16 protein-coding genes are annotated in these 16,406 nt (G+C 71.9%); 8 read left to right on the top strand and 8 right to left on the bottom strand.

All coding sequences use genetic code 11. The features are described 5' to 3' along the window. Window positions 1–31: 31 nt before the first annotated feature. Window positions 32–1,342, top strand: coding sequence for a phytase (locus K7854_RS11125; protein ID WP_226026245.1), 1,311 nt, complete (start codon window positions 32–34; stop codon window positions 1,340–1,342). A 218-nt stretch (window positions 1,343–1,560) separates the two neighbouring features. Here the strand turns inward: K7854_RS11125 and K7854_RS11120 are convergent, their stop codons facing one another. Then, on the bottom strand, window positions 1,561–2,571 hold the full coding sequence (locus tag K7854_RS11120; RefSeq protein WP_226026244.1) for a LacI family DNA-binding transcriptional regulator: 1,011 nt from the start codon (window positions 2,569–2,571) through the stop codon (window positions 1,561–1,563). Between the two features lie 223 nt (window positions 2,572–2,794). On the opposite strand from K7854_RS11120, the gene K7854_RS11115 reads away from it, so the two are divergent. Genes K7854_RS11115 through K7854_RS11100 form a run of 4 tightly spaced genes read left to right on the top strand, consistent with a single transcriptional unit; the run spans window position 2,795 to window position 6,820 of the window. Beyond that, the gene (locus tag K7854_RS11115) at window positions 2,795–4,108 is read left to right on the top strand and encodes an ABC transporter substrate-binding protein (protein WP_226026243.1); all 1,314 of its coding nucleotides are present in this window, start codon (window positions 2,795–2,797) and stop codon (window positions 4,106–4,108) included. Further along, window positions 4,105–5,040, top strand: a complete 936-nt coding sequence (locus K7854_RS11110) for a carbohydrate ABC transporter permease (protein WP_226026242.1) — start codon at window positions 4,105–4,107, stop codon at window positions 5,038–5,040. The genes K7854_RS11115 and K7854_RS11110 overlap by 4 nt, the downstream gene beginning before the upstream one ends. 2 nt (window positions 5,041–5,042) lie before the next feature. Further along, window positions 5,043–5,903 carry a carbohydrate ABC transporter permease gene (locus K7854_RS11105; protein ID WP_226026241.1) on the top strand — a complete coding sequence of 287 codons (861 nt, stop codon included), beginning with the start codon at window positions 5,043–5,045 and terminating at the stop codon, window positions 5,901–5,903. Window positions 5,904–5,926: 23 nt separating this feature from the next. Next, window positions 5,927–6,820: a nucleoside hydrolase gene (locus tag K7854_RS11100; RefSeq protein WP_226026240.1), complete on the top strand. Its 894-nt coding sequence runs from the start codon at window positions 5,927–5,929 to the stop codon at window positions 6,818–6,820. A gap of 52 nt (window positions 6,821–6,872) precedes the next feature. On the opposite strand, the gene K7854_RS11095 is transcribed toward K7854_RS11100, so the two are convergent. The 3 genes from K7854_RS11095 to K7854_RS11085 all read right to left on the bottom strand — a co-directional run bounded on the left by K7854_RS11095 (window position 6,873) and on the right by K7854_RS11085 (window position 9,969). Next, the gene (locus tag K7854_RS11095; protein WP_226026239.1) at window positions 6,873–7,823 is read right to left on the bottom strand and encodes an SDR family NAD(P)-dependent oxidoreductase; all 951 of its coding nucleotides are present in this window, start codon (window positions 7,821–7,823) and stop codon (window positions 6,873–6,875) included. 238 nt (window positions 7,824–8,061) lie between these two features. Continuing rightward, the gene (locus tag K7854_RS11090) at window positions 8,062–9,279 is read right to left on the bottom strand and encodes a methyltransferase (protein WP_226026238.1); all 1,218 of its coding nucleotides are present in this window, start codon (window positions 9,277–9,279) and stop codon (window positions 8,062–8,064) included. A 273-nt stretch (window positions 9,280–9,552) separates the two neighbouring features. After that, a complete protein-coding gene (locus tag K7854_RS11085) occupies window positions 9,553–9,969 on the bottom strand; it encodes a winged helix-turn-helix transcriptional regulator (protein WP_226026237.1) in 417 nt (138 codons plus the stop codon). A gap of 286 nt (window positions 9,970–10,255) precedes the next feature. Here K7854_RS11085 and K7854_RS11080 point away from each other — a divergent pair, with 286 nt between their 5' ends. Then, window positions 10,256–10,897: an FMN-dependent NADH-azoreductase gene (locus K7854_RS11080; protein ID WP_226026236.1), complete on the top strand. Its 642-nt coding sequence runs from the start codon at window positions 10,256–10,258 to the stop codon at window positions 10,895–10,897. Window positions 10,898–11,235: 338 nt separating this feature from the next. Beyond that, a complete protein-coding gene (locus K7854_RS11075) occupies window positions 11,236–13,296 on the top strand; it encodes a flavin monoamine oxidase family protein (RefSeq protein WP_226026235.1) in 2,061 nt (686 codons plus the stop codon). Window positions 13,297–13,459: 163 nt separating this feature from the next. Here the strand turns inward: K7854_RS11075 and K7854_RS11070 are convergent, their stop codons facing one another. Then, window positions 13,460–14,179 (bottom strand): CTP synthase C-terminal region-related (seleno)protein, encoded by a 720-nt coding sequence (locus K7854_RS11070; RefSeq protein ID WP_226026234.1) that lies wholly within the window; start codon window positions 14,177–14,179, stop codon window positions 13,460–13,462. 76 nt (window positions 14,180–14,255) lie between these two features. Between K7854_RS11070 and K7854_RS11065 the strand changes: the two genes are divergently transcribed. After that, a complete protein-coding gene (locus K7854_RS11065) occupies window positions 14,256–15,140 on the top strand; it encodes a LysR family transcriptional regulator (protein WP_226026233.1) in 885 nt (294 codons plus the stop codon). A gap of 11 nt (window positions 15,141–15,151) precedes the next feature. On the opposite strand, the gene K7854_RS11060 is transcribed toward K7854_RS11065, so the two are convergent. The 3 genes from K7854_RS11060 to K7854_RS11050 all read right to left on the bottom strand — a co-directional run bounded on the left by K7854_RS11060 (window position 15,152) and on the right by K7854_RS11050 (window position 16,251). Further along, the gene (locus K7854_RS11060; protein WP_226026232.1) at window positions 15,152–15,343 is read right to left on the bottom strand and encodes a hypothetical protein; all 192 of its coding nucleotides are present in this window, start codon (window positions 15,341–15,343) and stop codon (window positions 15,152–15,154) included. Window positions 15,344–15,489: 146 nt separating this feature from the next. Then, on the bottom strand, window positions 15,490–16,035 hold the full coding sequence (locus tag K7854_RS11055) for a DUF488 domain-containing protein (protein ID WP_226026231.1): 546 nt from the start codon (window positions 16,033–16,035) through the stop codon (window positions 15,490–15,492). A gap of 3 nt (window positions 16,036–16,038) precedes the next feature. Then, on the bottom strand, window positions 16,039–16,251 hold the full coding sequence (locus K7854_RS11050) for a hypervirulence associated TUDOR domain-containing protein (RefSeq protein WP_226026230.1): 213 nt from the start codon (window positions 16,249–16,251) through the stop codon (window positions 16,039–16,041). Window positions 16,252–16,406 lie beyond the last annotated feature (155 nt).

The raw sequence follows: 16,406 nt of genomic DNA, 5'->3' as shown, positions 1-16,406 counted from the left end.
CCCGCCCGCTCCCTGACGAAGGAGACAGCCCGTGCACGCGTTCACACGACGCCGTTCCAGTGCCGTCGCGGCGACGGCGACCCTGGTGCTCACCGCCGCTGTCGCGGCCGTACCCTCGGCGCAGGCCTCGGCGCTCGCCGCACCGCCCGAGGTCCTGCCCCGGGCCGAGACCGCCGCGCTGTTCGACGACGACGAGGGCGGCAACGCGAACGCGGACGACCCGGCGATCTGGCGCAACCCCGCCGACCCGGACGCGAGCCTCGTCATCGCCACGGCCAAGGAGGGCGGCCTGCGGGTCTACGACCTCGACGCCCGGCAGGTGCAGTCGGTCCCCGCGCCCGCGGCGCCCGGAGCGGACGACGCTCCCGGCCGCTTCAACAACGTCGACCTGGTGCACGGCACGCCCTTGGGCTCCGGCACCACGGACCTGGCGGTCGTCAGCGACCGCGGCAGCGACAAGCTGCGCATCTACCGCGTCGACGGTGACCGGCCGGGCGCCCCGCTCACCGACGTCACGGACCCCTCGGCGCCGTGGATCTTCTCCGGTTCGCAGGAGGAGGTCAACGAGGAGCGCACCGCCTACGGCCTGGCCACGTACACCGACTCCGCGACCGGCAGGTCCTACGCCCTGGTCAGCCAGAACGCCACCACCCGCATCGCGCTGCTGGAGCTGACCGCCGAGCGCGACGGCAAGGTGTCCTACCGCAAGGTCCGCACCCTGGCCCTGCCCGCCGCCTTCACGATGCCCGACGGCACGCGGTGGTCCCCCTGCGCGGAGCCCGGCGAAGGACCGCAGGTCGAGGGCATGGTCGTCGACCCGGAGACGGGTACCCTCTTCGCCGGGCAGGAGGACGTGGGCATCTGGCGTATGCCGGCCGGCCTCAAGGGCGCTCCCGTCCTGCAGGACAAGGTCCGCGAGTACGGCGTGCCGGCCACCTACGACGAGGCGTCCGACGAGTGTGCGGCGGGGGAGGACCCCGGCTTCGGGGGTGAGCGGGTGTCGGCGGACGTCGAGGGCCTCACCCTGCTGAAGCAGGACGACGGGGACGGCTACCTTCTCGCCTCCAGCCAGGGCGACGACACCTTCGTCGCCTACGACCGCGAACGTTCCGACGACCACGAGTACGAGGGCGGCTTCCGGGTGGGTGCCGCGTCCGAGTCGCTGGACGGTTCCGAGGAGTGCGACGGCGCGGACGTACTCGCCGAGCCCCTCGGCAGCAGGTACCCGAACGGTCTGCTCGTCGTCCAGGACGGTCACATGGCTCCGGAGGACGGCGACCGGGAGGCCACGGGCTTCAAGTTCGTCGACCTCGCCGACGTCCTGGAGGCGCTCGACGACTGACGGCCGCCGGGGCGGCCCGGCCCGCCGTCACGCCCGGTACCCCGGACCGGCGAGGCCGGCCGCCGACGCCTTCGGCCGCCGCCGGTGCCGCCCCCGCCGGTGCCGCCCGGAGGCCGGTTCCGAGGAACGGCGAAGAACGGCCCGCTCGCCGCACGGCCCAGGAGTCCGCCGTGCGGCGGGCGACGCCGGCGCGTCGGCGCGTCGGCGACCGGCCGGGCTCACGCCGAGGCGCGCCGTACCACCTGATGGGTCAGCACGACTTCCCGCGCGGGACCCGTGTCCCCGTCGAGGCGGTCGACGAGCAGCCGGGCCGCGGAACGGCCGATCTCCCGCGCCGGATTGACGACCGTCGTCAGCGCGGGGGAGACCATCGACGCCGCGTCGATGTCGTCGTACCCGGTGACGGCCAGCCTCCCCGGCACGTCGATCCCCCGGGCACGCGCGACGTCCAGCGCCCCGATCGCGATCAGGTCGTTGGCGCACACCACGGCGTCCGGCGGCTCGGCGGCGTCGAGGAGGAGGGCAGCCCCGGCACGACCGCCCTCCCGCGTGAAGCCCGTCCAGGCGACCAGTTCCTCCGGCACGGCCCGCCCCGCCTCGGCGAGCGCCTGCCGATACCCCTCGTAGCGCTCGCCGCCCGGCTCGACGCCCGCCTCGCCGCCGATGAAGCCGATCCGCCGGTAGCCGCGCTCGCCGACGAGACACCGGACCAGGTCCCGCATGCCCTCGGTCTCTGCGCCGCGCACCACGTCGCCGGGACCGTCGGCGATCCGCGTGCCGAGGCGGACCAGACGGGCCCCCGAACCCGCGATCAGGTCGAGGTCCGCCCGCCGCGCCCCGAACCGCCCGAGCACGATCCCGTCGAGCCGACGAGCGGTCAACTGCCCCAGCACCGCCGGAAGTTGCGGTCCGCCCGTCATGGGCGCCTCGCACACCACCGTCAGCAGGCCGCGAGCGTACGCGACGGCCTGGATGCCGGCGGCCAGCTCGGTGTTGAACGGGTTGGTGATGTCCGGGACCACGAGCCCGACGGTGTCGGTGCGCTGGGTGCGCAGGCCGCGCGCCGACGGGTCGGCCTGGTAGCCGAGGCGGCGCACCGCGTCCTCGACCCGGGCACGGGTGGCCGCCGACACCGGGCGCCGACCGCTGATCACATGCGACACCGTCGTCGCGCTGACCCCGGCGGCGGCCGCCACGTCCACGATCTTGACGCGGCCCGAGCCGTGCACATCCGCCTCCTGGTCGTCGGTGGCGCCCGGGCGGCGCCGTGGTCGGTGTCACCCTACCCAGAACGCAAAACGTTTTGTATCGTGCTCGCCATCAAGGTGTCGCGCATTGCCGTGAACCGGTGTCTGTCTGCCCTCTTCTCGTCACCTGTCATGCAAAACGATTTGGATACGTGATGGCCATAGCACCCCCTGGCGGGGTCCCGAGCGATGCACAGTGGTCGCCATGAACCGTTCTCAGGGCGCCGCGCGCCCGCTCAGCCGCAGGACGCTGCTCGCCGCGGCCCTCGCGGCCACCGCCTCCGGCGCGGCCCTGACGGGGTGCACCGCCGACGCCTCCGGCGACGGCCGGGCCGTGCGGTTCCTCGGACCCGAGACCCCGGAGACGTTCCGGCCGGTCATCCGGGGCTTCGAGCAGGCACACCCGGGGCTGCGGGTCGCGTACACCGCCGTACCGCCCGCGCAGCTCAACGACGTCCTCCAACTGCGGCTCTCCGCGAAGGACTCGGCCATCGACGTGTACTGCGTCGACCAGCCGCGCGTCCCCGCGCTCAGCGCCCGCGGCTTCCTCACCGACCTCAGCGGCGTCGGCCGGCGGGCCCGCGCGGCCGTGACGACGGAGCAGTACGAGATCAGCTCCTGGAACGGCACCCTGCGCGCGCTCCCGGTGTGGACCTCCACCCAGTACCTCTTCTACAACGCCGACCTGCTGGAGAAGGCCGGCGTCGGCGCCCCGTCGGCGGACCCGGCCGAGCGCTGGACCTGGGAGAGGATCCTCGACGCCGGGCGCCGTGCCATGCAGCGGGCGGGCTGCGCGTACGCCCTGATCCTGGAGCAGACCGACGCCTACTACGGCCTGCAGCCGCTGGTCGAGTCCCTCGGCGGCGGTTCCGGCATCACCGGCGAGGACATGCTCTCGCCCGCCGTCACGACGGACGGCTGGGTGAAGGCGATGCGCTGGTACCACGACCTGTTCGCGGACGGCCTCTCGCCGCGCGGCGTCACCTCGTTCCAGCTCGCGTCCTTCTTCACCTCGGGCAAGGTGCCGTTCTTCGTCGGCGGCCCGTGGAACCTGGGCTCCTTCGCCGGGCTGAAGGAGTTCGCCTGGGGCACGGCGCCGCAGCCGTACTTCGAGGGCGGCCGCCCGGTGACCCCCACCGACTCCTGGTCCTGGGGCGTCAACCCGTACAGCGGCCGCCAGGAGGAGGGCCTGAAGTTCATGGAGTACGCCTCGCTGACCACCGCGGGCAGCCTCGCCACGGTCGCCGCGTCCCCGCTGATCCCGGCCCACCGCGCCGCCTTCGACGCGTACGCGGCGCGCCTGGACGAGCAGGCCACGAAGTCCACCGAGGGGGTCGCCGCGATCATGCGGCACGAGCTGGAGCACACGGCCGTCAGCCGCCCGCGCTCCGTCGGCTACACCCAGTTCGAGACCGTCCTGGCCTCCGCCTTCTCCGACATCCGCAACGGCTCGCCCGCCGAACCCCGGCTCGCCAAGGCCTCGGACGAGCTGGTGCGCACCTGGGAGCGACTGCGATGACGAGTACGACCCGGCCCCCGGACACCGACGGCCGTCCCACCGGCCCCGCGCCCGCCGTGCGCCGCCGCACCCGCTCCCAGGCCCGCACCGCGCTCGCCTTCCTGGCCCCGGCCCTGCTCGCGCTGCTCGTCCTGCGGCTGCTGCCCGCCGGGCTCGCGGTCGTCGACAGCCTGCGCCACCACAGCCTCGTCGACGGTGTCACGCGCTTCGTCGGCCTCGACAACTACGGCGACCTCTTCGGCGACCCGCAGTTCTGGCAGAGCGTGCGCGTCACCCTGCTCTTCAGCGTGATCGTCAACCCGCTCCAGGTGCTGTGCGCGCTCGGCCTCGCCGTCCTGTTCAACCGGCGCTTCAAGGGCGCCCGCTTCTGGCGCTCACTCGTCTTCGCGCCGATCGCCGTGCCGCCCGCCGTCTCCGCCGTGATCTTCGGCATCCTCTACCGCCCCGAGGGCCCGCTCAACGCCCTCCTGGGCGTCTTCGGACTGCCCTCCCAGCCCTTCCTCACCAGCCCGACACAGGCGCTGTACGCGCTGATCGTGCTGATGAGCTGGGTCGGGGTCGGCTACTGGACGACGTTCCTCATCGCGGGCCTCCAAGACATCCCGCAGGAGACGTACGACGCAGCCGCCATGGACGGCGCGAACGCCTGGCAGCGCTTCGTGCACGTCACGCTGCCCCTGCTGCGCCGCCCGCTGGCCTTCGTCCTCGTCGCCGACACCGTCTCCAACTTCCTGGTGTTCGCCCCGGTCCAGCTGCTCACCGGCGGCGGCCCCGAAGGCTCCACCAACCTGCTCATGTACGACGTCTTCCGCCGGGCCTACAGCGTCGGCGACATCCACTACGCCCAGGCCGAGGTGGTGCTGCTGGTCGCGCTCACCCTCGCCGTCGTCGCCGTCCAGTACCGGCTGATGCAGGGCAAGGGGGAGGAGTAGCCATGACGACGCCTCACCGCTCCACGGTCCGGGGCCGCCCCACCCCGGCCCGGCACATGCCCGCGATCGCCGCCGTCGTCATCGGCGTGCTGTTCGCGCTGCCGCTGCTGTGGGTCCTCGCCGGCTCACTTCGCCCGGGCTCCCAGGTCCTCGGGAGCCTCGACGAGCTGTCCTGGCGCTCCCTGATCCCCACCGACGCGACGCTCCACAACTACGCCACCCTGTTCCAGGGCGACTTCGGCCGGGCCGTGCTCAACTCGGTGCTGGTCGCGGCCGTCACCGTCGCGCTCGGACTGCTGGTCTCGGCGAGCGCCGCGTTCGGCCTGTCGGTCTTCGAGTTCCGCGGGCGCGGCCTGGTCTTCGCCGTCATCCTGCTCAGCTTCATGATCCCGTTCGACGCGATCGCGATCCCGCTGTCGTCCCTGTTCCGCGACTGGAACCTGCAGAACACGTACGCGGGCCTGATCCTGCCCGGCATCGGCAACGGTCTGGCCATCTTCCTGCTGCGCCAGTTCTTCCTCGCCGTACCCAGGGAACTCGTCGAGGCCGCCCGCATCGACGGTCTGAGCTGGTGGGACGTGTTCACGCGCATCCACCTGCCGCTGTCGCGCCCCGCGCTGATCGGCGCGGGCCTCACCCTCTTCACCTTCCAGTGGCAGGCGTACATGTGGCCCCTGCTGATCGGCACCGAACCGGCCAAGCAGCTCGGCCCCATCGCGCTCGGCACGCTCCAGGGCCAGATGGTCGTCGACTACGGGCAGGTCTTCGCGGCCGCCGTCGTCCTCACCGTCATCCCGCTGGTCGTCCTGCTGCGCCTGCAGCGCCACTTCACCCAGTCCATCGCGAGCAGCGGCCTCAAGTAGCGCCGAAGTAAGGACCCCCACGCATGACCACCCCACTCCACCACGTCCTCCTCGACACCGACATCGGCAGCGACGTCGACGACGCGCTCGCGCTCGGCGTGCTGCTCGGCTCGCCCGCCGACGTCCGCGTCGAGGCCGTCACCACCGTCTACGGCGACACCCTGCTGCGCGCCCGCCTCGCCCACCGCCTCGCCGCCCTCGCCGGGCACGAGCTGACCGTGGTGCCCGGAGCCGAGGACACCCTCTCCGGCAAGGAGGTGTGGTGGGCCGGGCACGAGGGCGCCGCCTTCACCGACCTGGAGACGGAGCCCGTACGCGACGACGTGCCCGCCGACCGCTTCCTCGCCGAGGCAGTCCTCGCCCGCCCCGGCGAGCTGGACGTCATGGGCATCGCCCCGCAGGCCAACCTGGCCCGCGCCCTCGCCCACGCGCCGGGCTTCGCCCGAGCCGTCCGCACGCTCTACCTCATGGGCGGCCACTTCGGGCCCGGCGCCAGGCCCGAGCACAACATCGTCAGCGACATCACCGCCGCCCGTGCCGTCTTCGCCGCCGGCATCCCCACCGTGATCACCGGCATCGAGACCACCCGCCGGGTGCGCATCGGCCGCGACGGCATCGAACGCATCCGCGCCGCCGGACCCTACGGCGTCGCGCTCGCCCGCGAGATCGACGCCTGGACCGGCTTCACCGGCGAGGGCTGGAGCGTCCCGCACGACCCGATCACCGCCCTGTCGATGCTCCGTCCCGAGCTGTACCAGACCGAGCCGGGCTCGGTCACCGTCGACGACGAGGGCGTCACCACCTTCCACCGTGATCCGGCGGGCCACGTCCGCCGCGTCGTGGACGCCGACCTGGACCAGGTGGCCGAGGAGATCGTCGCCCGTATCGAGCGTGCGGGAACCGCCACCGCTTCGTAACGGCGCCGGGAGACGCCGCGCCGCACCGGCTCCGGTGGGCGCGGCACCGCGCCTACCGGAAGCCGAGGTCCGGATCGGCGCCGACCAGCGCACCGCTGGCGGCCCACAGGCGGGCGGCGACCGCCGGATCGGCCATGTGCGGCGGGACGGGCTCGCTCCCCGGCATGCCGCGCAGACCGAAGACCCGCGGACCCCACAGCTGCCCTCCTCGCACCTCCGGGTCGAGGACGGCGCGGACGACGGGCCACGCTCCGGCCTCCTTGCCCTGCACCATGAGCCTCGCGGGCGCGGCGCGCAGCCGTGCGCCGGCGGTCGTCACGCACACCGGGGGACGGGACGGAGTCAGGGAGTCCAGCGCTCCGCCGGGGTGGGCCACCACGCTGAGCACCGTGCTGCCGACGGCACGCAGGCGGCGGTCGAGTTCGAAGCCGAAGCACATCTGCGCCAGCTTCGACCGTCCGTAGGTGCGCTTGGGCCGGTAGTCCCGGGTCGACTGCAGATCGTCCAGGTCCAGGCGCTCGGACCGCGCCGCGAAGCTGCCCACCGTCACGACGCGACCGGCCGGCGCCGCGGACAGCAGGGGGGCCAGCCACTGGGTCAGCGCGAAGTGGCCGAGGTGGTTGGTGCCGAACATCAGCTCGTGGCCGTCCCCGGTGTCGCGACGCGGCGGGTGGTCGAGCGCGACCCCCGCGTTGTGGACCACCGCATCGAGACGGTCGAGGTCCAGCCGGTCCACGGCGGTCTGCACGGACGCCAGGTCGGCGAGGTCCAGCGGAAGGTGCCGCAGCTGCGCACCGGGGACGCGCGAGCGGATCGAGGCCATGGCCTCGTCGGCCTTCGCGCGGTCCCGGCTGCCGAGGACGACGACGGCGCCGGTGGTGGCGAGCTGCTCCGCGGTGAAGTAGCCGATCCCGGCGTTGCCCCCCGTGACCAGGAAGGTCCTGCCCTCGGCTGACGGCAGACGGTGAACGTCCCACGACCGGCTCCGGGATGCGGAAGACATGAGTACGGGCTCCTTGCGCTTGGGGGCAGTGTGCTCACGAGGAGCAACGACCCGACCAAGGTCGCAGCCCCCGCCTACATGTCGCCGACAGATCACGCCCGCCGCCGACAGATGTCCGACACCGCGGCGCACGGCAGCGCGGTACCAGTCGGTGCGCGGCCCCCTGCTCGGGTTCCGCCGGCCGGGCCGACCCGGGCTTGTGGCCCTGAGCCGACCGCGACAGGTGTGGCAGGACGGCTCACGATGTCCGCATGGCGTACCGGAGTGGCTGGCGGTGTCGCGAGCCGCTCGGCGGTGCGGGGACCGCGCCGCCCTGGCGCGGGGGACCGGCTGTCAGGCGCCACAGGGACGTGGTTTCCGCGCTGCGTGCCGCGTGGAGCGGATCAGTGACATCTCTGGAGCGGGGGTGCCGGGGCTTGGTGTCGATCCTGCCCGCCACATGGAGGCCTGCCGCGTGCACGGCGTCGAGCAGTTCCTGCCGTGTGCGCAGGCCGAGATGCTCCGCGAGGTCGGACAGGACCAGCCAGCCCTCACCCCCTGGGCGCAGGTGTCCGGCCAGTCCGGTGAGGAAGCCGCGGAGCATGGTGCCGTCCGGGTCGTAGACACCCTGCTCGACCGGACCGGTCGGCCGGGCGGGAAGCCAGGGCGGGTTGCACACGACGAGGTCGGCGCGGCCCTCGGGGAACAGACCGGGGCCCCACACCTCGACGCGGTCGGCCAGTGCGAGCCGGTGGGTGTTCTCCCTGGCGCAGGCCAGGGCGCGTGTGCTGATGTCGGTGGCCACGATGCGGTCGATCCCGCGGGCAGCCAGCACCGCGGCCAGGACCCCGGTTCCGGTGCCGAGATCGAACGCCGTACTGGTGGCGGGAGCGCGCCGGGTCGCCGGCGGCAGCGGTGCGCGGGCCACCAGATCGACGTACTCGCCTCTGACCGGGGCGAAGACGCCGTAGTGGGGGTGGATGCGGCTGCCCAGCGCGGGCACGTCGACCCCCTTCGCACGCCACTGGTGGGCGCCGATCACTCCCAGCAGCTCCCTGAGCGGGACCGCGGTGGGTCCGGTCGGCGGACCATAGGCCTCCAGACATGCCTGGCGGACATCGGGGGCCCGGCGCAACGCCAGGGTGTAGCCGTCGTCCAGCAGTACCAGCAGCTTGCCGAGGACCCGGGCGCGGTGGCGGCTGTGCTGCCGGTTCCGGAGGAAGGTCTCGCCCGGGGACGAACCCGGCCCGGACGCCTTGCGGTCGACCCGGCGGCCGATCGCCCGCAGCAGCTGCCGGGCGTTGTGGAAGTCCCCCCGCCACAGGAGGGCGGTTCCCTCGCAGGCCAGACGGTAGGCGTCGGCGGCCTTCACCCGGTCGTCGGCGACGACGGTTCGCTTGGGCAGGGGGGTGGCGTTCTCGGAATGCCACCGGGCGGACTGCTGTGTGTGGTCTTCGATCCAGCGGATGGTGGACACCACGTACTCCTCGTGGTCGAACGTGCAGGGGGCACGAAGAGCACTTCGACGCGGAGCAGACCGAAACCACGCCTGGCCACATGACAGCAGCGACGGGCGGGTGTGCTGGGGCAGGGAGCCGTTACCGCTCTGGCGTCGAAGCGCGAGAGCGGACGTCCCAGACAACCATGCCGAGCATGAGGGTCAGCCCTTCCGGAGGAGTGGCCTGCAGATTCGCACAGGTACCGCCGTTCTTCCAAAAACTCCCGTACGGCCAGGCCGCAACGTGCGCCCTCAGGGGCGCGGTGCGAAGGTGACGGTGCCGACGCGGGAGCGGTGGCTGCGGATCTCCGCGTGGTGGTCCGTGACCCAGCCGATCAACCGCATGACGATCTCGCGCAGACCGCGGCCGAGCGGGGCGAGGGCGTACTCCACTCGCGGCGGCACCTCGGCGTAGGCGGTGCGGGTGACCAAACCGTCCTCGACGAGCTGGCGCAGCGTGTGGGTGAGCATGCGCTGGGAGATGCCGGGGATCTGGCGCTGCAGGTCGGTGTAGCGCAGGGGGCCGTTCTCCAGGACCGCGATGATCAGCATGCTCCACTTGTCGCCGACGCGGTCCAACACCTGCCGGACGAAGGGCATGTGCTCGGCGGGGATGCTCGCACACGGCCCGGCCGCGGCCGCCATCCCCTTGTCGGTCCTGTCCGGCATGGCGTCCGTTCCTCTCCGTTGCGCACATCCGTGTGCCTTTTGTAACGCCTTCCATACTGCCGCATCATGGCGCTACGAACGAAAAGTAGGAATTGGAGTTCAGCCCATGAGAGCGGCGGTCTGTTCCGGGGCCACCTCCCCCTGGCGGCGGCTCGGCGCCACCGCCGCCCCGAGCAGCGGCGCACCGGCCAGCGGCCCTGAAGGGCGTGCCGTCCAACCCCGCCGCCCCTGACCACCACATCCCCATCCCCTGATTCCGTCCATGTCTGGGAAAGGCCTAACCACCATGTCGTACCTGCTGCACATCGACTCCTCCTCGCTCGGCGAGGCCTCCGTTTCCCGCCAGGTCGCCCAGTCCTTCCGTGACCGGTGGCCCGGTCCGGTCGTCCACCGTGACCTGGCCGCCTCACCGGTGCCGCACCTGACGGCGGCGGGCGTCACCGCCCGCGACACCGCCCCGGACCGGCACACCCCCGAGCAGGCCAAGGCCCAGGCACTGCAGGACGAGCTGATCGAGGAGTTCCTCGGTGCCGGCGCGTACCTGTTCACGGTGCCGATGTACAACCTGTCCATGCCGTCGGCGTTCAAGGCGTGGCTGGACCAGATCCTCGTCACGGACCGGACCTTCAGGCACACCGGCGCCTCCCCGGCCGCTGGCCGCCCCGCCCTGCTGATATCCGCCCGCGGCGGCAGCTACGCCCCCGGCGCTCCCCGGGAGGGCCTGGACTACCTGGTGCCCACGCTGGAGACCGTCCTGGGCCACGAGGACCTCCTCGGCCTGGACGTCATCACCGTGACTCCCGAGCTGACCATGGCCCTCCACGCACCGGCCCTCGCCTCGCTCCTCCCGCTGCACGAGGCGTCCATGGCGGCCGCACACGACCACGCCCGCGCCCTCGCCACCGCCTTCGCCACCCGGGCGGCCTGACCCCGCACCGGGCCGGACGACGACCCTGGAGCCCCGGAGGTCTCACGCCCGGGGCCCAGTCGGTCGAACGCTTCGCCGGGGCGGTCGTGTCAGCGGGAAGGCCGGCCTATGCGTCGGTCCTGTCCCGCCCCGTGCCCGGCGATCGCGGTCGCTGGAGGAGCACACATAGGTCAAGGGGAGGACGCAACGGCCGTGCAGCCGGCCATGACCCGCCCGTGGCCGACGCCCCCGTCCAGTGAACACGGGGACAGGCTGCGGACCCGCATCGAGTGGTTTAGGTATCTCGTCCGTGTGAGGGCGCTACCTCCCGGTCGCCCGAGCACCAAGGGTGGGACCTGATGAACACTCAGAACGCGAACACCACAAGCGCGAACACGCCGTTCGGGAAGAATCCCCCCGCAGCCGGGGAGGAGCAGCCCGCTTCCGGCGACCACGGCACGCCGCTTCGACCACCGGCACCGCGTGGCAGCACGCCCTCACGCCGCTCCGTGGTCACGGTGACCGGTGCCTCGGCGCTCGCCGTCGGGATCACCGCAGCCTCCGCCGGCTCCGCGACCGCGCTCAGCCCCGCCGTCGCGCCCTCGATCTCGCCGGCCGCGCCGCCGCCCGGCACCGACCCCGAGGCGTACAGGACGGTCGCACGCGCGGTCGTCGTCTACGACGAACACGACAAGCCCCTGGTCCCCTCCTACGTGAAGGCCGTCAACGACGGGCTGCCGGCCAGCCGGGGGAAGGCCACGAAGCGGGTCCTCATCGTCGGGGCCGGCCCGGCCGGGCTGCTCGCCGCCGACCTGCTCAACCGGGCGGGCCACGACGTCGTCGTGATCGAAGCCAACGACAACCGGGTCGGCGGCCGTATCAAGACCTTCCGCAAGGGCGGTCACGAGAACGGCAAACAGCCCTTCGCCGACCCCCGGCAGTACGCCGAGGGCGGGGCCATGCGGCTGCCGGAGAGCCACCCGCTCCTCATGGCCCTGCTGAAGAAGTTCGACCTCCCCCGCCAGGAGTTCTACCTGGTGGACGTCGACCCCGACGACCCGGCGAAGAAGACCAACCGCGCCTGGATCCACGTCAACGGCATCCATGAACGCCGGGCCGATTACGAGAAGAACCCGGAACGGGTCAACGACACCTTCAAAGTCACCGGCGCCAACCGGAATAAGACCGCCGCCGCCATCCTTGCGGACGCCCTCGAACCCGTACACCGGCTGATCCGGGGCAAGGAGGGAACAGCACTCGTCGACGGTTGGGCCGAGGTCCTCGAGAAGTACGGACACTGGTCCATGTACCGCTACCTCACCGAAGTGGTCGGGCTCGACGCCAGGACCATCGACCTGGTCGGAACCATCCAGAACCTGACCTCGCGGCTGCACCTCTCCTTCCTGCACAGCTTCCTGTCCAGTGCGCTGATCGACCCCAGGACCAAGTTCTGGGAGATCAAGGGCGGCACCGCGCTGTTCGCCGACGCGCTGTACGCGCCGGTGAAGGGAAAGGTACGGCTCGACCGGCGCGCCGTGCGCATCGAACGCGCCGACGGCAAGGTGCGGGTGCACACCGTCTCCGAGGACTGCCAGACGGGCAAGGGCGGCACCACACAGGTCTTCGAGGGCGACGAAGCGATCATCACCGTGCCCTTCTCCGGACTGCGCCACGTCGCCTTCGACCCCCCGCTGTCGTACGGCAAGCGCCGCGCCATCACGGAGCTGCACTACGACGCCGCGACCAAGGTGCTGCTCGAGTTCTCCCGGCGCTGGTGGGAATTCACCGAGGCCCAGTGGAAGCGGGCCCTCGACAGCATCGAGGACGGCCTGTACGCCAAGTACCGCTCGGGCAAGGTCAGGGACGCCCGGTACCTCGGCGCGCACAAGTCCGTGAAGGCCCTGGGGGTGACGGTTCCCGACGCGTACAAGCACTGCTTCGCCGCCTTCCGGCCCGCCGCGGAGGGCGAGGTCGAGGCCGCCCACGTCCGCGGGGGCGGCTCCGTCAGCGACAATGCCAACCGCTTCATGTACTTCGAGCACGCCCACCCCATGGAAGGCAGCGACGGCGGCATCGTGCTCGCCTCCTACAGCTGGTCCGACGACGCCCTCAAGTGGGACGCCTACGCCGACGAGGAACGCTGTCTGCGTGCCCTCGCCGGGGTGCAGGCCGTCTTCGGCCGCCGGTGCGAGGTCTTCTTCACCGCCAAGTGCCAGACCCAGTCGTGGATGCGCGACCACTACGCCTACGGCGAGGCGTCCGTGCTCTTCCCCGGCCAGCACACGGAACTGTTCCCCGACATCCCCACCTCGGAGGGACCCCTGCACTTCGCGGGTGACCACACCTCCATCAAGCCCGCCTGGATCGAAGGCGCACTGGAATCGGCCGTGCGCTCAGCCATGAAGGTCCACACCGGCTGACCTGGGCGGGCGCCGCCCCGGGCCCCAGGCAGCGTCCGGGCACCGGAACGCCACCGGTTGCCCCAGGCCTGGGGCCCGGGACCAACTGCAAGGTGAGCACGCCGCCGTGATCCGCGCCGTGGAGTCGACGCTCCCGCCGGGCCCTTCGGGTGTACGGCCCTGATCACGCCGCCGCCCTGGCGTGGGCCACGGCGGCCGTCGCGAAACCGCGGACGAGGGGGTGCGGGCGGGTACCGTCCCCGGCGAGTTCCGGCTGGAAGAGCGTGGCGAGGAAGAACGGGTGATCCGGCAGCTCGGCGATCCGTACCTCGCCGTCGGCGTCGATCCCGGTGAACCGCAGCCCGTGGGTGCGCAGCAGTTCCACGTGGCCGGGGCTGGCGCCGAAGTTGCAGTGGTAGCGCTCCAGGGACCGCTCGGCGCCGATGAGCGTTCCGGCCCGGGAGCCGGCGACGAGATGGATCGTGCCCTCGTGGCCGACCAGGGAGCAGGCGAGCGGAACCACCACGGCATCGGCCGCCGTGGTGTCCGGCTCGTTCTCTGCGTGGCCCGCGGTGGCGAGGCCCGCCACGTTGCGGGCGTATTCGAGCAGTACGTGCTGGAAGCCGCCGCAGGTGCCGAGGAGCGGGATGCTGCGCGTACGCGCCGCGCGGATGGCGGTCAGGGCGCCGGCCTCGCTGCGGTACGGGCTGCCTGGCACCACCCACATCGCGTCGAATCCGGCCACGGCCGTGGCGTCGGTGATGTCCTCGGTGGGGATCCAGTACGCGTCCAGATCCAGGCCGTCACGCTCGCGCAGCGCGTCGAGCAGGCCCGGGATGCGGGTGTGGGAACGGACATGGGGCGAGCGGTCGCCGACCAGGGCGACGCGGGCGGTGTGCGTCATGCCGACCATCCTGGGCTGCACCCTGCATCGCGTCCAACGATGATTACTGCACCCTGCATCAGAAATACTGATGTGCATGAATTCGCAGCAGCTGCGCACCTTCGTGACCGTGGCCGACCATCGCTCCTTCTCCGCCGCCGCCCAGGCTCTGGGCTACACCCAGTCCGCCGTCTCTCAGCACATCGCCGCCCTGGAGGCCGACCTGGAGGCGCCACTGCTCACCCGCCGCCCGGTGGCGCCGACGGAGGCGGGCGAGCGGCTGCTGGAGCACGCTCGGCCGCTGCTGCTGCGCCTCGACGCGGCCCGGGCCGATGTCGCACGCCTGCGGCGGCCGCGCCCGGGGAGGCTCGCCGTGGCCGGCGCGCCCGGCGCGCTGACGCCCGCCGTCACGCGTGCGCTGGCGCGCGCCCGCACCGAGTCCCCGCAGCTCGTCGCCTCGATGCGGGTGTGCGGGCGCGGCGAGGCGGTCCAGGCGGTGCTGACCGGTGCCGCGGATGTGGCGCTGGTCGACGGGGCGGTGGCGGCCACCGACCCGTTGCCGCTGTCCGGGGCCGACTTCCTGACCGCCCTTCCTGTGGGCGAGGAACCCCTCGCAGTACTCCTGCCCGCCGCCCACCCGCTCGCCGGCCGCACGACGCTCCGGCTGGCCGACCTTGCCGCGGCCCGCTGGATCGACGCCCCCGACGCCGCCGCGCCTCTGGCCCAGCTCCGGTCCGCGGCCCAGTCCGACGGCTTCGGCGTTCAGTTCACCTACACGGGCACCGACACCCGCGGGCTGTCACTGCTGGTGGCCGCGGGAGCCGGCCTCACCACAGCCGCCCTGTCCGCAGCCGCTGACCTCCCTGGCCTCACCGCCGTGCCGATCACCGAGCCCCGGATCGTGCACCGAACCGAGCTCCTCCACCCCAGGACACCCACCAGCCCGGTCCTGGAGCTTGTCGAGCTACTGCGACGCGCCTGACCGCGGCCGAGTCAGGACTGTTCGCTCTCCGGCGGGTTGCCGTGGGACTGCATCTCGCGCAGAGCCTGGTCGGCGGCGTTGACCTCCGGGTACCACTGCCGATGCACCCGGTGCGTACGGTCCAGCTCGAACTCGTAGTACAGCCCGGTCGGTCTGCCGAACCAGCAGTCACGCGGAAGGCGACGTGCCTCGCCGCGGCCCACGATCAGGCGTCACCGGTCGCATCCTCAAATCGCTTGTGAAGCCGACTGGTTGGCAGCCGGGGCGAACATGTCGAGCGACCGTCAGCCGGGATCCGGGCGCCCCCAGGGGCATGGCGGACACGTGAAGCCGGGCCACCGCCCCATGGTCACGGCGACTCCGGGCCGGGCGGCGGGTACGTCAGCCGGCCGTCGCGGCGGACCCGGGCATGCTCGTTCAGAACGGCCGGTTTCGCGGTCGTCCTTGAGATGATGTGCACGACCTCGACTCCGGCGGCCAGCAGTGCGTCCGTGATCAGCCGACGGTGGCACCGCCACGGCACCGCCTCGCTGCACATGATCGCGGGCCGCTCATGCTCCGCCAGTGCGATGAGTTCGTCCAGGCCCTCCGCGAATTCTTCCCCTGCCATGTAGTCGGCGTAATCACGGAACGCTTTCACCCGCCACGCACCATTCTCGCTGGTGACCCCCTTGGGGGTGTGCCGCCGACCACCGAGCTGGCGAATCCAGCGGTACCCGATGTCGGACGGCAAATTCTCCACGACAGCGGACTGGTTCCACTGCGGGTGTTTCCTCGACGAAGGGTAGGAGCGCACATCGACCAGGCAGGTGATGTCATGGGTGCGCAGCATATCCAGCACCTCGTCGAACGAACGCGTCGAGTGCCCGATCGTGTAGACCTGACCACCACCCATGGGTCATCGCACCTTCGTCAGTGCTCCCCCCTTGTGCATGGCGACATGATCGGTCTTGTCGCTTTTTATCTCGTACTGCGGGTCGTCCGGCGAGCAGTGACGGGTATGGCCCTTGAATTCCACATCGTGGGTGTGCTTTTTGACGATGACGCCTTCGACATGACCGGCCTCGGAGTTCCAGCGCACGTGGTCTCCCACGGAAAAGTCGTCCGCCATTTAATGGTCTCTCCGTTCCGCTCCTCGGCCGACGGGATGCGAAGTCTCTGCATCTCGAATCTCGTACTGCCCTCCAGAATCTCACGCGGCCAAGGGGGCGGCTATCCGGTGAACCGCCGAACTTCAGAGCCTGCCCGTCGACTGTCGCGCCCGCC

It is taken from the genome of Streptomyces hyderabadensis, from assembly GCF_020404845.1.
Classification (GTDB): Bacteria; Actinomycetota; Actinomycetes; order Streptomycetales; family Streptomycetaceae; genus Streptomyces; species Streptomyces hyderabadensis.
This window is presented reverse-complemented; position numbering and strand designations above follow the sequence as displayed.

Bases quoted from the DNA above. Each gene is read 5' to 3' on its own strand.
- K7854_RS11115 (WP_226026243.1), top strand. From the start codon at position 2,795: ATGAACCGTTCTCAGGGCGCCGCGCGCCCGCTCAGCCGCAGGACGCTG.
- K7854_RS11110 (WP_226026242.1), top strand. From the start codon at position 4,105: ATGACGAGTACGACCCGGCCCCCGGACACCGACGGCCGTCCCACCGGC.
- K7854_RS11105 (WP_226026241.1), top strand. From the start codon at position 5,043: ATGACGACGCCTCACCGCTCCACGGTCCGGGGCCGCCCCACCCCGGCC.
- K7854_RS11100 (WP_226026240.1), top strand. From the start codon at position 5,927: ATGACCACCCCACTCCACCACGTCCTCCTCGACACCGACATCGGCAGC.
- K7854_RS11095 (WP_226026239.1), bottom strand. From the start codon at position 7,823: ATGTCTTCCGCATCCCGGAGCCGGTCGTGGGACGTTCACCGTCTGCCG.
- K7854_RS11085 (WP_226026237.1), bottom strand. From the start codon at position 9,969: ATGCCGGACAGGACCGACAAGGGGATGGCGGCCGCGGCCGGGCCGTGT.
- K7854_RS11080 (WP_226026236.1), top strand. From the start codon at position 10,256: ATGTCGTACCTGCTGCACATCGACTCCTCCTCGCTCGGCGAGGCCTCC.
- K7854_RS11075 (WP_226026235.1), top strand. From the start codon at position 11,236: ATGAACACTCAGAACGCGAACACCACAAGCGCGAACACGCCGTTCGGG.
- K7854_RS11070 (WP_226026234.1), bottom strand. From the start codon at position 14,179: ATGACGCACACCGCCCGCGTCGCCCTGGTCGGCGACCGCTCGCCCCAT.
- K7854_RS11065 (WP_226026233.1), top strand. From the start codon at position 14,256: ATGAATTCGCAGCAGCTGCGCACCTTCGTGACCGTGGCCGACCATCGC.
- K7854_RS11055 (WP_226026231.1), bottom strand. From the start codon at position 16,035: ATGGGTGGTGGTCAGGTCTACACGATCGGGCACTCGACGCGTTCGTTC.
- K7854_RS11050 (WP_226026230.1), bottom strand. From the start codon at position 16,251: ATGGCGGACGACTTTTCCGTGGGAGACCACGTGCGCTGGAACTCCGAG.